Annotated in this window: 16 protein-coding genes and 2 tRNA genes; 11 read left to right on the forward strand and 7 right to left on the reverse strand. The window is 41.9% G+C overall.

Features of this window, described 5'->3' with window-relative positions; all coding sequences use genetic code 11:
* Positions 1 to 354 precede the first annotated feature (354 nt).
* From FTV50_RS09305 to FTV50_RS09315, 3 genes are read left to right on the forward strand one after another with little or no spacing between them, the layout of a single operon-like run.
* The gene (locus FTV50_RS09305) at positions 355 to 2454 is read left to right on the forward strand and encodes an FUSC family protein (protein WP_180024253.1); all 2100 of its coding nucleotides are present in this window, start codon (positions 355 to 357) and stop codon (positions 2452 to 2454) included.
* Complete coding sequence (locus tag FTV50_RS09310; RefSeq protein WP_180024254.1) at positions 2447 to 2653, forward strand: DUF1656 domain-containing protein; 207 nt, start codon at positions 2447 to 2449, stop codon at positions 2651 to 2653. The genes FTV50_RS09305 and FTV50_RS09310 overlap by 8 nt, the downstream gene beginning before the upstream one ends.
* Before the next feature lie 34 nt (positions 2654 to 2687).
* On the forward strand, positions 2688 to 3692 hold the full coding sequence (locus tag FTV50_RS09315) for an HlyD family secretion protein (protein ID WP_180024255.1): 1005 nt from the start codon (positions 2688 to 2690) through the stop codon (positions 3690 to 3692).
* 105 nt (positions 3693 to 3797) lie between these two features.
* On the opposite strand, the gene ruvX is transcribed toward FTV50_RS09315, so the two are convergent.
* A complete protein-coding gene (ruvX, locus tag FTV50_RS09320; protein WP_111884874.1) occupies positions 3798 to 4241 on the reverse strand; it encodes a Holliday junction resolvase RuvX in 444 nt (147 codons plus the stop codon).
* Positions 4234 to 4788 (reverse strand): YqgE/AlgH family protein, encoded by a 555-nt coding sequence (locus tag FTV50_RS09325; protein WP_180022050.1) that lies wholly within the window; start codon positions 4786 to 4788, stop codon positions 4234 to 4236. Before FTV50_RS09325 ends, ruvX begins: the two co-directional genes overlap by 8 nt.
* Before the next feature lie 308 nt (positions 4789 to 5096).
* Between FTV50_RS09325 and FTV50_RS09330 the strand changes: the two genes are divergently transcribed.
* Positions 5097 to 5822 (forward strand): hypothetical protein, encoded by a 726-nt coding sequence (locus tag FTV50_RS09330; protein WP_180024256.1) that lies wholly within the window; start codon positions 5097 to 5099, stop codon positions 5820 to 5822.
* Positions 5823 to 5883: 61 nt separating this feature from the next.
* Here FTV50_RS09330 and recN read toward each other — a convergent pair whose 3' ends face one another.
* Entirely contained in the window at positions 5884 to 7545 is a 1662-nt protein-coding gene (recN, locus tag FTV50_RS09335; protein WP_180024257.1) for a DNA repair protein RecN, read from the reverse strand.
* 599 nt (positions 7546 to 8144) lie between these two features.
* Here recN and FTV50_RS09340 point away from each other — a divergent pair.
* The 3 genes from FTV50_RS09340 (at position 8145) to FTV50_RS09350 (ending at position 10332) form a co-directional block, all read left to right on the forward strand.
* Positions 8145 to 8468, forward strand: coding sequence for a pyrimidine/purine nucleoside phosphorylase (locus FTV50_RS09340; protein WP_067763086.1), 324 nt, complete (start codon positions 8145 to 8147; stop codon positions 8466 to 8468).
* 176 nt (positions 8469 to 8644) lie between these two features.
* Positions 8645 to 9403, forward strand: a complete 759-nt coding sequence (gene rlmB, locus FTV50_RS09345) for a 23S rRNA (guanosine(2251)-2'-O)-methyltransferase RlmB (protein WP_180024258.1) — start codon at positions 8645 to 8647, stop codon at positions 9401 to 9403.
* A gap of 8 nt (positions 9404 to 9411) precedes the next feature.
* The gene (locus FTV50_RS09350; protein ID WP_372491165.1) at positions 9412 to 10332 is read left to right on the forward strand and encodes a DMT family transporter; all 921 of its coding nucleotides are present in this window, start codon (positions 9412 to 9414) and stop codon (positions 10330 to 10332) included.
* Between the two features lie 13 nt (positions 10333 to 10345).
* Here the strand turns inward: FTV50_RS09350 and coaE are convergent, their stop codons facing one another.
* The 4 genes from coaE to pilB form a co-directional block, all read right to left on the reverse strand.
* The gene (coaE, locus tag FTV50_RS09355; RefSeq protein WP_180024259.1) at positions 10346 to 10948 is read right to left on the reverse strand and encodes a dephospho-CoA kinase; all 603 of its coding nucleotides are present in this window, start codon (positions 10946 to 10948) and stop codon (positions 10346 to 10348) included.
* Between the two features lie 9 nt (positions 10949 to 10957).
* Entirely contained in the window at positions 10958 to 11776 is an 819-nt protein-coding gene (locus FTV50_RS09360; protein WP_180024264.1) for an A24 family peptidase, read from the reverse strand.
* A 65-nt stretch (positions 11777 to 11841) separates the two neighbouring features.
* Entirely contained in the window at positions 11842 to 13071 is a 1230-nt protein-coding gene (locus FTV50_RS09365) for a type II secretion system F family protein (RefSeq protein WP_180024260.1), read from the reverse strand.
* A gap of 32 nt (positions 13072 to 13103) precedes the next feature.
* Complete coding sequence (pilB, locus tag FTV50_RS09370) at positions 13104 to 14813, reverse strand: type IV-A pilus assembly ATPase PilB (protein ID WP_180024261.1); 1710 nt, start codon at positions 14811 to 14813, stop codon at positions 13104 to 13106.
* A 275-nt stretch (positions 14814 to 15088) separates the two neighbouring features.
* Here pilB and tpiA point away from each other — a divergent pair, with 275 nt between their 5' ends.
* From tpiA to FTV50_RS09390, 4 genes are all read left to right on the forward strand, one after another.
* Entirely contained in the window at positions 15089 to 15880 is a 792-nt protein-coding gene (gene tpiA, locus FTV50_RS09375; protein WP_078192561.1) for a triose-phosphate isomerase, read from the forward strand.
* 13 nt (positions 15881 to 15893) lie between these two features.
* Complete coding sequence (gene secG, locus FTV50_RS09380) at positions 15894 to 16223, forward strand: preprotein translocase subunit SecG (protein ID WP_078192560.1); 330 nt, start codon at positions 15894 to 15896, stop codon at positions 16221 to 16223.
* Positions 16224 to 16275: 52 nt separating this feature from the next.
* Positions 16276 to 16360, forward strand: a tRNA-Leu gene (locus FTV50_RS09385).
* Positions 16361 to 16408: 48 nt separating this feature from the next.
* Positions 16409 to 16485 (forward strand) — tRNA-Met (locus FTV50_RS09390).
* Positions 16486 to 16499: the final 14 nt, after the last annotated feature.

Consider the following 16499-nt stretch of genomic DNA (forward strand, 5'->3'; position numbering starts at 1 on the left):
CACAGGGTTTCTTGGGTTATTCTGATAAAAGCATAATAAAAAATTGAAATACGCATTTAAAATATAGGTAAATTATCAAAATAAGATATTAATATTGACTTTAATTTGTTTTTTTAGCAAAATTGTTGTGAAAATATCCTATATTGAATAAATATTGCCCATTATTTCGAAGCGCAGGCAATGTTGCACATTACTTTTTGTATTCAAATAGTTTGAAACACGATTTGAATCGCTTCTTTACTTATTGAAATTTCTAGTCATTCCTGTGCCGTGATACAGGTTGTGCTGTCGAATGTTTAAGCATTCGATACGAGGCCGTTTTCACTAAAAAGAAGCAAACCGATGAGATCAATCATGCTGCTGACGAAACAAATACTCGCTTTTCGGCCCAATAAAATGGACTGGATTTTTGCGACCAAAACGTTCATCGCGGGCATGTTGGCATTGTATGTGGCCTTTGTACTGAATTTGGCTTATCCGATTTGGGCGATTGGCACCGTTTTCGTGATCGCGAATCCATATTCAGGCATGACGTCTTCAAAAAGTTTGTATCGTGTATTAGGGACGTTCTTAGGGGCGGCAGTGTCGGTGGTGGCACTGCCACATCTCATCCATATGCCAGTACTGTTTACAGTGTTTTTGGCGGTTTGGGTTGGGTTTTGTCTGTATTTGTCACTACTAGACCGTACGCCTCGTAGTTATGTTTCCATGTTGGCGGGTTATACCACGGTCATCATCTGTTTTAACGTGGTGTATTTTATTGATACCGCTTCGATTTTTGATATGGCCTTGGGGCGTTTTCTCGAAATTACGGTGGGTGTGGTATGTAGTGCCATCGTGACTACGACATTATTTCCAATGCATATTGGTCCTGCAGTCGAAACACGGGTGAGCAAAACCTTTGCCGATACCAAAGAAATTTTTGATCAGATTTTATTAGAGCCTGCCGAACTAGAAAATTATTCAAAAAATCTCGGCAATATTGCACGAGATATCGCGGATATACATGTCATGGCGGTGCATTTGTCATATGAAAAATCCACCTTAAAAGGCATGACACGTCCGTTGCAGGAAATCTTGCATCAGTTGAGTTTGTTGGTCAGTAACTTGGTGGCCATGTCTGAACGGATGAAACAATTAGACGCTCTGGACACACATTATCGGACGGCACTCAAGCAAGCCCATGAACATATTGCCGCGTTTTTATTAGATCAACATCAGATTGAGGAAAGTAAACTTAATCAATTGCCTGAACAGTTTGAGCAAGATTTTCAACAGATTCAGGCACAGGCATTGCCATCACAACAGGTGATTTTGGGCAGTCTAAAAATGGATATTCGCCATTTTATTCAGAATATTCGTGCGATTCGTCTGCTTTGGCAGCGGGTACAACAAGGCGACTCCACTTTACCAGCTACACTGACTGCCTTGGGCAATAGTCATTATCCGACTTTGCACCGAGATGCGGGGGTTGCTATTCGTGGCGGGGTGTCTGCATGTTTGATTATTTTAATTTCTACGGGTTTTTGGATCGCCAGTGGTTGGAAAGCTGGATTTATGATGGCTGAAATGGCTGCGATCAGTGCTTGTATTTTAACTGCAATGGATAATCCTGTTCCTGCATTGAAAATGTTTATTCGCGCGAATATGTATGCAGCGGTCGTGGTATTTATCTACGCCTATGGCATTTTCCCGCATGTGACCGCCTTTTGGCAGTTGATCGTGGTGCTAGCACCGTTTGTGATGTTCTGTCTGATGCTGTTTTTACATCCACCTTTAATTGGAATTAGCTTGCCATTACTGATGGGGGCGATTATGGGACTGAATATTCAAAACCGCTTTAGCCTCGATCAGGTGTTTTTCTTTGATGCATCGATTGGAACGGTTTTGGGACCCATTATTTCGGTGTTTATTATTCATTTAGTGCGTGCAATGTCACCAGATATGACGGCCCAACGCATACTTTCACAGCATTATAAGGCACTGCGTCAGGCTTTATATCTACCGTACGGCTTACCGTTTCGGGTGCATTTACGCAGTATGTTGGACCGAATCGGCATCCTAAACAGCAAAATGGTGCAATCAGGAAATTTGAAACAACAGATCGAGTGGGCTTTGGTGGAAGCTAGTTCGGTGATTGATTTGACCCGCTTACAAGAGCTGATGAATAAACTCGATCCGAATGATGCACTGGTCAGCGAACTCGAAGAGTTACAACAAGATTTAGATGACTATTTTCGGGCCATGGAACAAGGGCAAAAGAATGTGTATATGAGCTTGAAACAGCAAATTGTAGAGCGAATTCAACGATTGAATCAGGCCGTTCAGGGTATTGAAAACGACGATGTTATGCATCGAATTCAGTATTCACTGAACAATATTCAAAGCAGTTTGTGTCATGTTCTAACACAGCAGACTCCAAATCATTTACAGGTCGAGGCACAACATGGGTGAGCTAAATGTATATGGCATTTATGTGCCCATTCTATTGATTCAAGCGGTATTGGCCTATCTGTTATTGCGGGTCATCATGCGTTTGCTTGACCGATGGATGGCGCAAGATTGGGTGCCGATGCCCAATATTTTTTATTTGGGTGTATTTGTGATGTTGCTTTGGCTGGTGCATGAAATCTTTATTTTCTGCCAGTTCTAAGCCCCTAAAAAAATGAAATGATTGAGGTAATCGTATGACCAATTTGAATGTCCGAAAATATATTCGGCCTGTATTGCTAATAATTGTGCTATCTGGCGCATTACTTGCGCTGAAACATATTTGGGACTATTACAATTCGGAACCATGGACGCGTGATGGACGGGTACGTGGTGATGTAATTCAAGTGTCATCGGATGTTTCAGGTTTGGTCACAGACGTTTTGGTTCAAGACAACCAACAAGTGAAAAAAGGCCAAGTGTTATTTCGTATAGATGTGGCACGTCAAGCGTTGGATGTTGAGCAAGCCAAATCTGACCTGGCGAAAGCCAAAGCAGGACTGGCAGGGGCTGAAGCGCAGCTTGCTGAAGCCAAAGCCAATCTAGTGAAGTCACAAGCCAATATCAACCTTGCAGATAAAAATGCAAATCGTTATGCAAGTTTGATGGACGGTGCGATTTCAAAACAAGAACAAGATCAAATGTTTGCAGTACGTGATCAATCACATGCAGAACATGAGCAAACTCAGGCCGCGATTGAACAAGCCAAAGCCAGTGTGGTGCAGCAAAAAGCCCTAATTGAAGCAGCGAATAGCAGTTTACATTTGGCTGAGTTGAATTTAAAACGTTCGGAAGTGGTTGCCCCAACAGATGGAACTTTGTCTAACTTTGAACTCAAAGAGGGGAGTTATGTCAAAGTAGGCCAAGCCGTAGCGGCCTTAATTGACCGTCAACAATTGTATGTTGTGGGATATTTTGAAGAAACCAAACTGGATAAAATCTATGTTGGCGCACCTGCAACAATCCAACTGATGGGAAGTTCTGAAGTTTATAAAGGCCATGTACAAGGCGTTGCAACAGGGATTGAAGACCGTGAACGTACATCGACTGATGGTTTGCTTGCTAATGTTAATCCAACCTTTAGTTGGGTCCGTTTGGCACAGCGTGTACCAGTGAAAATTGTACTGGATGAAGTGCCGCATGATCAGTTGGCTTTTGTCGCGGGTCGAACCACCACGATTCATATTGTGGATAAAAACTAAGTTATCCCCAATCATTTCATTTGCGCAGCATTGAGTGATCAATCTTGCGCATAAAAAAGCATCCTCTTTTGGATGCTTTTTTATTTGCCTGTTTGTTGAAAGCGCTTAAGGTTTCAGTCCAACTGGATTTCGATACCAACTTTCAATAAACAATGCTGCAGCAAGGCTGTCGGCAGAAAGATTCTTCGCACGGCCTTGGGCTTGATAATGATCTAATTCATCACGCGCTTCACGTGTCGTTAAGCGTTCATCGACCATCAAGGTTTCAATATTGGTTTGGTGGCGAAGGCGTCGTGCAAATTTACGCGCACGTGTGGAGAGTTCAGATTCGCTATCATCCATATTGAGCGGTAGACCCACGATGAACAAATCCGGCTGATACTGTTTCACAATCTTGAGTAGATTATCCCAATTGGGAATGCCATCTTTCATGGGAAAGAGTGGCAGGGGATTTGCACTTTCAATCAAGGCTTGTCCCACAGCTATTCCTGTTTTTTGTGTGCCAAAGTCAAAGGCCATAATCATTTGATATTGTGGTAAATCAGGCATGTCCAATCTCAGATGATAACCACGTGCGGTCTACGCCCATTTTTTTATAGGCAGCGTCCCAGCGGTCGTCATAAGGTAAGTTAAATATTAAATCCATGTCTGAGTCACAAATGAGCCAATCACCCCGAGCAATTTCTTCTTCTAATTGGCTTTTACCCCAACTGGCATAGCCTAGAGCCACCTGATAACGACCAACACCTTCATTGTGTGCAATCGCATCTAAAATATCTTTAGACGTGGTAATGCAGACATTTTCACCTACAGCAATAGACGAATGCCATGTCGGTTGACCGGTATGAAGAACAAAACCTGCCTCTGGGCGCAAAGGACCACCTTGCAACACTTCATGAGGATGCACATTATCTGCCTCAATTTCTAAATCATTCAATAGTTCTTTGATCTGCAAGCCCGAAGGACGATTAATAATGATGCCTTGAGCGCCATCTTCATCATGTCGCGCTAAATAAATCACCGTATTGGCAAAGAATTCATCGTTCATTTCGGGTGGAGCAATCAGGCAGCGGTGTGTGAGGTATTGTTTAGTCACCTAATGGCTTCTCCTTATTGGGGTAAGTTTGATTCTTGGGGGGAATTGCATTCGAATAACGTTGTATTTATCAACATACTAGACTCACAAGTTTTCAACAATGAGTTTTTCTGCAAATTCAATATTTGTCATGCTCGACCAGTGAGGGACATGCTAAAAATATTCATCGTGCAGGCGGGTCTGCAATGTGGTGAATTGTGAAGCGATGATTGGTGATTTGAACAACAGCAGTACAAAAGTGAGGAGAAGATATACGTGATGGATGACTGAGATTGCCTAAAATAGCAGGATAAACTGAGGGTAAAACAATGACACATTATTCAAAAATAATAGGGATGGCACTCTGTGCAAGCCTACCTATTTCAGGCTTTGCAGGAAGCGCTGACTTACAAAAACATGAATCTCAGGTGATTAAAAAATATAAAAACTTAAATTTTTATGAGGTCAATGAAGCGATAGAACGTGAAATTGTGGATGTCATTGCGGCAGATCCGAGCAGTTTTCACTACGGATTTACGCAACTCGAAAAGCAAGGTTTTGTTCATGTGCAATATTCACCAGATAAAAAACTTAAATTTTATAGTTTTGATGTGTCTGGTGGAGGCACCATGGGGGAGTGGAGCAGCTATGTGCAATATGCAACGGGAAAAACGCAACATTTAGATCAATTTGACTCAGGCCATATCAATCAAATTTTGCCGGTCAACATCCAAAATAAAACCGTATATTTGGTGAAGAGTTATTATAAAGGTGATAATTGCAGTGGACTACATCATCTAAGAGCTGTTGAAGTTGGACCAAAACAGTTACTTAAATCTTATGTATTTCAAACTAAGCAAAAGAAACTAGATCAAATCTCGGTAGATTATGACTGCCATTATGAAACTGATCGTCGTAGCGGTAATGAATATCTCAAAATCAGTCCGAAACACGTGGATGTTATGTTACTCAATCAACAACATCAGCCGCAGTATAAATATATACGCTATAGCTTAGGCTCGAAAGCCTTTGTGTATCAGGGGATTGTCAAATAGTGTATTTAAGAAAAAAGCCTGTGTACTTTGAATACACAGGCTTTTTTGAAAGCATCAAAAATTAACTATGTTGAAATTTTAATTGTCGCAACTGTTTTGCGTGTTGTAAAGTCGTTTGACTAATCTCCACACCACCAGTCATTCGAGCCAGCTCTTGGATCCGATCATCTTCTTCTAATTCGATAATGGTACTGCTTGCAGGATCCGTTTGACGTTTTTTCACCAAGAGATGTTGGTCAGATTGGGCAGCGACTTGGGCTTGGTGAGTAATACATAAAATTTGAACATGCTGCGCAAGGTCTGCCAATAAACGCCCGACAATTTCTGCCGTTCCGCCACTGATCCCGACATCAATTTCATCAAAGACTAACACTTCGGATTCGGTTTTTTCAGCATTCATCACTTGCATGACTAAGGCGATACGTGACAATTCACCCCCCGATGCCACGCGTGCTAGAGGCTGAGCAGGAATCCCTTTGTTGGCTGTGAATAACAGCTGAATAAAGCTTAAACCTTCACTTGAAGCTTGTTCTAGAGGCTCAAATTTAAATTCAAAATGAGCCTCTGGGAGCGCGAGCTGCTTCACTTGTTCAGTCAACTGCTTCGCCAATGGGGTAGATGCTTCACGACGAATATCATCCAAATGCTGTGCTTTGGTTAAAAAGTCTTGATGAGACACTTCCACTTGTTCTGCCAACGTTTCAGGATCTTCCAGCTGATGCAGTTGCTCTAACTCAAGTTGCCACGCTTCGTATTCTTGTTTTAAATCTTCAGGCTGAGTACGATATTTACGCGCTAAGCGATGAAAAACTTCCAGTTTGGTATTTAATTCGTCCATACGTTCAGGATCGAAACTTTGACGATCAATAAACTGACGTAAATTTGCGGTGGCATCTTCAATTTCACTTTGAGCGTTCAGTAGCGACGTATAAATTTCAGAAAGTTGTTCACTACGTCCTGCATGCGATTCAATTCGACGAATGATCGCGCCCATTTCTTGATTGATATTTTGCTCGGCGTCATCGAGGGCATTTAGACCATAGCTACAATCCTGCATGATATGTTCATGATGACTGAGACGGTCAAATTCTTGCTCGATTTCTTTGTAGTCCGTTTGCACAAGGTCTTCAAGTTCTTCCAATTGAAGTTCAAGCGTTTCTATCCGTTGCTTACGTGTGGCTTGGGCGTCGAGTGCTGCTTGGTGCTGTCGAATGTCCTTTTGCCACTTGCCATAGGCATCACGAACGGCTTGAGCCGGCTGATAAAAATTGTAATAGCGATCTAGCCAATGTTTTGGATAGGGCGGTTCTAAGAGTTGTTGTTGGCTGTGTTGGCTATAGAGTTGTACCAATAAGCGGCCAATTTCTTTTAACTCAGATAAGCTGCTCGGACGTCCATTAATCCATGCTTTGCTACGACCTGTTGCAAAAATCACGCGACGTAAATGGATTTCTCCAGACTCATCATCCAGTTCGTGTTCTTTGAGCCAAAGCGCTTCAGGACTGTGCTCTTGGTAGCTAAAGGTCGCTGTCACATCGGCTTTGTCTGATCCATAGCGCACATAGTTGGTGTCTGTTCGTTCACCTAAACATGCTGATAGTGCGTCTAGCAGCAAAGATTTACCTGCACCTGTTTCACCCGTCAGGACGTTAAAGCCTTGTTCAATGTCGATGGCTAAATGGTCGGCTAATGCAAAATTGATCAGAGTTAAATGTGTCAGCATACACGCATCCGAGCTGCGAAAAGTTCTAGTTAAAGATAATTAAGTTTTGTTTTGGTCACAAGATAAGTTTTATTTTAAGATGACGAAAAACCTCATAATTCTATCCTAAATTTCAGTTTAATAAGAAATTAGTTTCGTATCTGCCGTAAGTACGCAGTGTAGTGATGCAAAGAGTAAATGATCTTGCATAACGTGAGCTTAAACCATCCAACATTTTGCTAAGTTCTCACAAAACACGTTTGTGTATGTATTCTTGTATCTAATCTAAAGTGTTATTGCCTTAAAACGTCATGATTTGGTCTCTTAAATCCGTCCATATAATTCATTATCCATGTATATCTGTGAAATGATTTTGCAGCGTTTCTATAGACCCTAACTAGGACTTTAGTGGATGAAATAAAAAAAGTATTTTGTACAAAAGTACAGTTTGTTTTAGATTCTCAATGTCAAGATAGTGAGATGGTATTGGGACATATCCACTTCTCAGATTTTTGTAATTATCTATCTCAAAATTTTCAACACTGATTGATTAGTTTTTGCAGCACAATTAAACTACTTTGATCAAAATATTATAAATATGCTTTATCTGGAGAAAACGCATGTCAGCACAGTTTGATCATGTATCAGTCATCAAAAAATCAAATGTTTATTTTGGCGGTCTATGTATCAGCCACACTGTGCAATTTGAAGATGGAACCAAGAAAACACTGGGTGTGTTGCTTCCAACTGAACAAGCGCTGACTTTTGAAACCCATGTACCTGAACGTATGGAAATTATTTCAGGTGAATGTCGTGTTCAAATTGCTGATAGCGAAGAAAGCGAACTATTCCGTGCGGGTCAATCATTCTACGTGCCAGGTAATAGCCGTTTTAAAATTGAAACAGATGAAGTCTTGGATTATGTGTGCCACTTAGAAGGCTAATAATTCAATCCATTTAGGCACAGTTTTTTAACTTCAAATCGGTTAAACTATGTGTCATAGCATAAATCCTGTAAAGCTTGCTTTGCAGGATTTTTCTTTTTGATAACCTAAGCTGTGCGCTGGGTGATCATACCCTGTTTAAAAGTTTATCGAAGTTTGCAAATTAGAGGTCGTTCATGGCGAAACCGGAATATTATTATGGTGTTCATTCAGTGGAGTCATTACTGGAACTTGAGCCAGAACGCGTATTAACTTTATTTGCGTTAAAAGGACGTGATGATCAGCGTTTAAAACGTATTTTTGAGTTGGCAGAACCGTTTGGTGTCAGCATTCAAAAAGCTAGCCGTGATAGTTTGGAAAAACTTGCGGGACAACCGTTCCATCAAGGTGTGGTCGCGGCTGTACGCCCCCATCCAGTCTTAAACGAAAAAGATTTAGAGGCTTTATTACAAGCCAATCCCAATGCGTTGCTATTGGCTTTAGATCATATTACAGACCCACATAACCTTGGTGCATGTATCCGTACAGCGGCAGCTATGGGCGTTGAAGCCGTGATTGCACCGCGTGATCGTTCAGCGACACTTACCCCAACAGCCCGTAAAGTTGCTGCTGGTGGTGCTGAAAAAGTGAAGTTTATTCAGGTGACCAACTTGGCACGTACATTGGCTCAAATCAAAGAAGATTTTAACGTGCGTGTGGTCGGCACCATGCTAGATGAAAAAGCGTTGCCGATTCAAAAATTTGACTTCACTGGTACGGGTGTATGTGTGGTGATGGGCGCTGAAGATACAGGTTTGCGTCCTATTACGCAGGCGCAATGTGATCAAACTGTTTTCATTCCAATGGCTGGTAACTTGCAAAGCTTAAATGTCAGTGTCGCAACCGGTATGGCATTGTATGAAGCATGTCGTCAACGTAATAATGAATTGAAATAGAAGTGATGATGTCTCCCCAAAAGCAAGGTTATTTATATGTCTTCATTACCATGTGTATTTGGGGCGGATTCACCTTAACAGCACGTTTAAGCGCCAATTGGGGAATCAGTGCTTGGGACATTACCGCACTTCGGTTTGCTTTGGCATTTTGTATATTAATGCCAATTTTGATTTATAAAAAAGATACGGCTTTTTTATGGAAGAAAGAGCCTTTTATCCTTGCCATGCTCGGCGGGGTGACCTATTGCTTAACGGCCTATAGTGCGTTTCATTATGCTCCTGCGGCCCATGCTGCAATTTTTCTCAATGGTTGTATTCCCTTATGTACAGCCATAGCCGCGTTTCTGATCTTCAAACAGCCGATCGATAAGCATACGTGGATCAGTGTGGTGATTATGGTCTCTGCCATTAGCTTAATGAGCTATTTAATGTACGTCGAGACTGGTGTGGCATTTGGTTTAGGTGATTTGCTATTTTTTATCAGTGCCATTTGGTGGGGGATATTTACGGTATTGCTTAAGCAATGGAGGCTCTCTGCTTGGCATGCCATGGCGGGGGTTGCGGTTTGGTCTGCCGTGGTATTCGTGCCTATTTATCTACTATTTTTCCCTAAACATTGGTCTGACCCAGAGCCATTGCAACTCATTGGACAAGTTATCTTTCACGGTATTTTTGTGGTGATTATTGCGACTTTAACGTATGTAGAGGCGATCAAGCGTCTGGGTGCATTTAAAGCCGGAAGTATCGTAACTTTGGCACCTTTTATTGCTGCAATTTTAGCGGTACCGCTGCTGAATGAACCCTTAAGTTTTGCAATTGTGTGTGGATTGGTCGGGATGGGGATTGGAGCGATTCAACCTTGGAAATGGTTGGGACGAAAGGACAGTCTAGAGCAGCAACTCGAACAACAAAAAAAGCAGTCTGAGTAAGACTGCTTTTTATTTAGCTTTTTTCAGCGTGCGCTAAGTACTTAAGATGCAATGGCCGAAGCTGCGCATAAAGATGATCTAAATGACCATCATTCAGCACGATATCATCGGCGATTTTTTGCTTTTCCTGACGTGACATTTGTACGTGAATAATTTTTTGGATTTGCTCGATAGTTTGACCATCACGCTGTGATGCACGCTGAATTTGCAATTGTTCCGTGGCATCAATAAGCAAGGTGTGATTGGTTAATTCATGTTGATTGGTTTCAAATAACAGCGGCGAAACCAAGATGACATAGGGACTGGTGGCTTCATTTAACTGTTGGGTAATGGACTGACGTATTGCAGGATGGGTAATGGCTTCAAGTGCTTGACGTGCTGTAGGATCTTTAAAGATATGCTCACGTAATGCACGCCGATTTAACTCACCATTCGCAAGTAAAACCCAATCACCAAATTGTTGTTGAATCTGAATCAGTGCGGGTTGCCCCGGTTCGACAACCTCGCGAGCAACGATATCAGCATCGACGACTTGGATGCCTTGGAGTTCAAACCAATTGCTTGCAGCAGATTTTCCGCTACCGATACCACCTGTTAAACCCAAGACAAATGTCATACAACGACCTTACTGACCCAAATAAATTTTCATAATTTGATCACCCCATAAAAAGGCGATCCATCCAGCGATGGCAATATAGGGACCAAATGCAAAAGGTTGGTTTTCTTTACGAACTTTGAGCAAAATAATGCCAATGATTGCACCTACCAGTGAAGAGAGTAATACAATCAGTGGGAGCAGGAAAGGGCCCATCCATGCACCCAAGGCAGCTAAAAGTTTAAAGTCACCATAGCCCATGCCTTCTTTGCCAGTGATGATTTTAAATAAAAAGTAAACAATCCATAGGCATAAGAACCCGATGATATACCCCCAAATGGCTGAGGTTGCAGAGGTATAAATGGCATAGCTATTCACGCCAAGCCCGAGTGCAGCCAAAGTAAGGGTATAGCGGTCAGGTAAAAGTTGGGTGTCAAAGTCAATAAATGTTAAGGCAATCAATACATAAGTCAGCACTAGACCAAATAGCATTTGGATAGTTGGACCAAAAACTGCAACAACAATCAGCGCACAGATCATGGTGAGTAATTCAATCAGTGGATAACGGCTACTGATTGGATTTTGGCAACTTCCACATTTTCCGCGTAAAACAATCCAACTGATAACCGGAATGTTTTGATACCAACGAATGGGCGTTTTACATTTTGGGCAGGTTGAAGCAGGAATACTTAGGGTAATCTTTGTTTCATTAATAATCGGTTGGTCTGGATGTAAAAACAGTTGGCAATCCGTGCGCCATTCTTGTTCCATCATCTTCGGCGTGCGGTAAATCGCCACATTCAAAAAACTGCCGATGCAAAGACTAAAAAGCCCAACTGCGATATACATCGCAGTTGGGTTGTTGATTAAGTAGCTAAAAAAATCAGTAAACAAAATATTTCCTTTTCTTGGTTTTAACCAACCACTGAACCCATTTGGAAGATTGGGAGGTACATTGCGACAACAAGCCCCCCTACTAAAATCCCGAGAATAGCCATAATTAAGGGTTCCATCATCGAGGTTAAGCCATCAACGGCATTATCTACTTCATTCTCATAATGTGTCGCCACTTTATCTAGCATGGCATCTAAAGCACCAGACTCTTCACCAATAGCGACCATTTGGACTGCCATAGGTGGAAATTTATCGGTAACACGCATGGCGAATTGCAATTGCTGACCAGTCGCGACATCTTCACGAATTTTCATGACCGCTGTTTCATAGACCACGTTGTTGGTTGCACCTGCAGTTGATTCTAGTGCATCGATTAAAGGTACACCTGCGGCAAAGGTGGTTGCCAAGGTACGGCTATAGCGGGCAATAATCGCTTTATAAACCAAATCACCAAAAATTGGTGCTTTTAGTGCAGCTTTGTCTAAGAAGTCTCGGAAAGCTTTGCTACGTTTTTTTGCTTCTAGAAACCCACCAATTAATATTGCAATAACCACAAGCATGATAAACCAATAATCTTTAGTCCAATTTGACATATTGACAACCATCTTAGTAAAAGCTGGCAGTTCTGCACCAAATGAACTGAAAAGGCCTTCAAATACGGGTACAACTTTCACCATCAAAATAATGGTCACAATTATCGCGACCACAATAACTGTGGCTGGGTATTTCATGGCCTTTTTGATTTTTTGCTTAAGCAATTCACTTTTTTCTTTATAAATGGCAACACGATCCAGCATGGTTTCAAGTGCACCCGATTGTTCGCCAGATTCAACCAAAGAGCAAAATAGGTTGTCGAAATACTGCGGATATTTACGGAGTGCACCTGCAAAGGTATTGCCGCCTTCAACTTCACCTTTAATCCCCAAAACCACTTCACGCATGGCTGGGTTTTCTAAGCCTTCCGCTACGATTTCGAATCCTTGAACGAGCGGTACCCCGGCTTTCATCATAGTTGCAAGTTGGCGCGTGAATACCGTGATATCCAAAGTGGATACTTTCTTTTTCATCAAGCCTTCGAGAATGTTTTTACGTTTTTCTCGAATGGTTCGGATGGTAATGCCTTGCTTACGTAAAGTGACTTTAGCTAAAGCCATATTACGCGAAGGCAACTCTCCTTTAATTTTCGCCCCTTTGCGATCCACGCCTTCATAACTGAAGGTTGGCATCATCTGCGCTTTTTTTACAGCCATGAATTTATCCTTATTTTTAAATACTAATTCACTTACTCACTGGTCACACGATTGACTTCTTGAAGTGAAGTCACCCCCTGCATGACCTTAATTAAGCCTGAACGGCGTAAATTGTTAAAACCTGCTTGATTTGAAGCTTCGGCAATTTGTAAGGCATTGCCATCTTCCATAATAATTCTTGAAATTTCAGGTGTCACTTTCATGACTTCATATATACCGACACGGCCTTTATAGCCTTCACGGCATTCGGCACAACCAACAGGTTGGTATATTTGAAATTCTGGTGTATTTAAATCGTCTTCGGTAAAACCCAGTTCCAGTAGACTTTGTTTTGGTACCTCTACTGTTTCTTTACATTGTGAACATAGGCGACGTGCAAGTCGCTGCGCAATGACAAGGTTCACGGATGTCGCGATGTTAAATGAAGGCACGCCCATATTGCGTAGGCGTGTAAGTGTTTCAGGTGCACTATTGGTATGCAGTGTAGACATCACCATGTGACCCGTTTGAGCTGCTTTAATGGCAATTTCAGCCGTTTCTAAATCTCGAATCTCACCGACCATCACAATATCAGGGTCTTGACGTAAGAATGATTTTAAGGCCGCAGAGAAGGTGAGGCCGACTTTATTATTTACGTTGACCTGATTGATGCCTTCTAAGTTAATTTCCACAGGGTCTTCGGCCGTTGAAATGTTGGTATCTTCACGGTTGAGAATGTTTAAACCTGTATATAAAGATACTGTTTTACCGGAACCCGTTGGACCGGTAATGAGCAGCATGCCTTGTGGTTTTTCTAAAGCCTGCATGAACAGTTCTTTTTGATCCGGTTCATAACCCAACGCATCAATCCCTAACATCGCACTAGAAGGGTCAAGGATACGTAGAACAAGTTTTTCACCAAACAAGGTCGGCAAAGAGTTCACACGGAAGTCGATTGCTTTGTTCTTTGACAGCTTTAACTTGATACGACCGTCTTGAGGTATACGTTTTTCCGAGATGTCCATTTGTGACATGACTTTTAAACGCGAAGCAAGTCGAGTCGCGAGCTGCAAGGGCGGATTGGTAATTGTTCTTAATACGCCATCGACACGGTAGCGGACGCGGTAAGACTTTTCATAGGGTTCGAAATGTAAGTCGGATGCACCCATGCGAATGGCGTCGACTAGTAGTTTATTGATGTACTTAACAATCGGCGCTTCATCACCCGTTGCTTCATCTTCATCTTCTTGAGATGGATCGGGTGTTTCACTATCTAAATCAAGATCAAAGTCATCATCAAAGTCAAAAGTACTTTCTTCAGCGAAGTTCTGTTCAATTAACTTTTCAAGTTTGTCATGTTCAACAATAATGGTTTCGGTATTCAGCTTACTACCAAATCGGATGGCATCTACAGCTTCAATATTAGTGGGATTGCTGATCGCAACGAATAATAAATTGCCATGTTTAAAAATAGGCAAAATACGATGCTTGGTAATGAGTTTATCTTCAAATTCATCACGTATAATTAAAGACGTATCATAAGTTGAAATATCAAAAACCGGTTCACCGAACTCTATCGAAATGGTTTCTGCGATCAGGCGTGCTGAAAGGCGATATTCCTGAATCAAATGCGGCACGATATCTTGATGAGCCTTTTTTGAATTTTGCAGCGCTGCTTGCATTTTTTCGGCAGACAGATGCCCTTCGTCAACTAAGCGACGAATAAACCCCGTAAATCTTGAAGAACCTTGAACTGCTGTCATGCTTTTACTTGCCTATGCTTCAGTCTGTTTATAATTGGTATAGCAAAATTATACTTTTGTTGCACAAAAATACCATATCTTAAAGTGTTGTCACTAGCTAAGAATTGGTAAAAAGCATGAACCAGTCCTTAAATCTGCTTAATTTTTTTACAGAAAAGTGAAGATCTTGGAGTGACTGGCGTGCTTCGAACTTGCAAATGTGTTGAAATTTATCTTCAAAATTATGAATTACGTGTAGAATGTGCCCGATTTCATCTTTGTCATGTGGGATAAATATGTCGGGTTCGACGATTACGCCTTGGGTAGTGGGTAACTGGAAAATGAACCCATTGCAAGCCGATGCTGGCGCACTTCTTAAGAATTTTAAGCAATTATTAGATGAACAAAATATTGCTGAAGCGGCATGTCATATTGGGGTTGCACCAACAGCTATTGCTCTGACCACGGTGCAAAATGAATTAACACAAGCTAGCCGTAACATCATAACCGTTGCACAAGACGTTTCTCGCGTTGCAGGTACAGGTGCATATACGGGTGAACTCAGTGCTGAGCTATTAAAAGATTATGGTGTTGAATTTGTGCTGATTGGTCATTCGGAACGCCGTGAAATATTCGCTGATCAACCGCATATCATTAATGAAAAAGTAAAAAATGCATTAAACGCAGGTTTGACTGTGATTTATTGTGTGGGTGAAAGCTTAGAACAACGTGAAAGCGGCCAAGCAGAACAGATTGTGTTACAACAAATATGTGATATTGCTGCTGTTGTACAAGCAGAGCAGTGGAAACAAATTGTGGTAGCTTATGAGCCAATTTGGGCTATTGGCACAGGTAAAACAGCGTCACCTGAAGATGCGCAAGCGATGCACGCTAAAATTCGTGAAGGTTTAAGCCAAATCACCCCAATGGGACTTCATACTGCGATTCTTTATGGTGGTAGTGTAAAACCTGAAAATGCAGTAGAGTTGGCAGCCTGTCCGGATATCAATGGTGCGCTGGTCGGTGGTGCATCATTAAATGCAGAGTCGTTTTATAAAATTGCTCAAGCATTTGCAAATACAAAATAATTAGGAGTTCAGCATGCATACGTTTGTGCTGGTGGTACATATTATCTTAGCGATTTTAATGATCGTGCTGATTTTAGTTCAGCATGGTAAAGGCGCAGATGCGGGTGCATCTTTTGGTGGCGGCGGTGCTGCAACTGTATTTGGTGCATCGGGTTCGGGTAACTTTATGACCCGTTTGACTGCGATTTTAACGGCTTTGTTCTTCGTTACGAGCTTGACACTTGCTGTGTTTGCAAAGAAACAAACGACAGATGCTTATAGTCTGAATGCGATTTCTTCAGTACCGACTGCGCCTGCAAAATCGGCTGAAACTTCGCCAACTGCACCAAAAAGCGCTGAATAATTTATTTAGCACTTTCTTTTTTGACGTGTTGCGACTAGAATGCGTCACAGCTGCGGTGGTGGTGGAATTGGTAGACACGCTACCTTGAGGTGGTAGTGCTTTCGGGCGTGGGGGTTCAAGTCCCCCCTTCCGCACCAACTTATAATCCAGAACATAAGTTGGTGTATGCAGCAAAACTCTGTTGATGCGGGATGGAGCAGTCTGGTAGCTCGTCGGGCTCATAACCCGAAGGTCGTTGGTTCAAATCCAGCTCCCGCTACCAATCAATTCTATTTT

Origin of the sequence: Acinetobacter sp. YH1901134, from assembly GCF_013416965.1 — a bacterium.
Classification (GTDB): Bacteria; Pseudomonadota; Gammaproteobacteria; order Pseudomonadales; family Moraxellaceae; genus Acinetobacter; species Acinetobacter amyesii.

Coding starts and splice junctions, on each gene's coding strand:
- FTV50_RS09305 (WP_180024253.1), top strand. CDS start 355: ATGCTGCTGACGAAACAAATACTCGCTTTTCGGCCCAATAAAATGGAC.
- FTV50_RS09310 (WP_180024254.1), top strand. CDS start 2,447: ATGGGTGAGCTAAATGTATATGGCATTTATGTGCCCATTCTATTGATT.
- FTV50_RS09315 (WP_180024255.1), top strand. CDS start 2,688: ATGACCAATTTGAATGTCCGAAAATATATTCGGCCTGTATTGCTAATA.
- ruvX (WP_111884874.1), bottom strand. CDS start 4,241: ATGCCTGATTTACCACAATATCAAATGATTATGGCCTTTGACTTTGGC.
- FTV50_RS09330 (WP_180024256.1), top strand. CDS start 5,097: ATGACACATTATTCAAAAATAATAGGGATGGCACTCTGTGCAAGCCTA.
- recN (WP_180024257.1), bottom strand. CDS start 7,545: ATGCTGACACATTTAACTCTGATCAATTTTGCATTAGCCGACCATTTA.
- FTV50_RS09340 (WP_067763086.1), top strand. CDS start 8,145: ATGTCAGCACAGTTTGATCATGTATCAGTCATCAAAAAATCAAATGTT.
- rlmB (WP_180024258.1), top strand. CDS start 8,645: ATGGCGAAACCGGAATATTATTATGGTGTTCATTCAGTGGAGTCATTA.
- FTV50_RS09350 (WP_372491165.1), top strand. CDS start 9,412: ATGTCTCCCCAAAAGCAAGGTTATTTATATGTCTTCATTACCATGTGT.
- coaE (WP_180024259.1), bottom strand. CDS start 10,948: ATGACATTTGTCTTGGGTTTAACAGGTGGTATCGGTAGCGGAAAATCT.
- FTV50_RS09360 (WP_180024264.1), bottom strand. CDS start 11,776: ATGTATATCGCAGTTGGGCTTTTTAGTCTTTGCATCGGCAGTTTTTTG.
- FTV50_RS09365 (WP_180024260.1), bottom strand. CDS start 13,071: ATGGCTGTAAAAAAAGCGCAGATGATGCCAACCTTCAGTTATGAAGGC.
- pilB (WP_180024261.1), bottom strand. CDS start 14,813: ATGACAGCAGTTCAAGGTTCTTCAAGATTTACGGGGTTTATTCGTCGC.
- tpiA (WP_078192561.1), top strand. CDS start 15,089: ATGTCGGGTTCGACGATTACGCCTTGGGTAGTGGGTAACTGGAAAATG.
- secG (WP_078192560.1), top strand. CDS start 15,894: ATGCATACGTTTGTGCTGGTGGTACATATTATCTTAGCGATTTTAATG.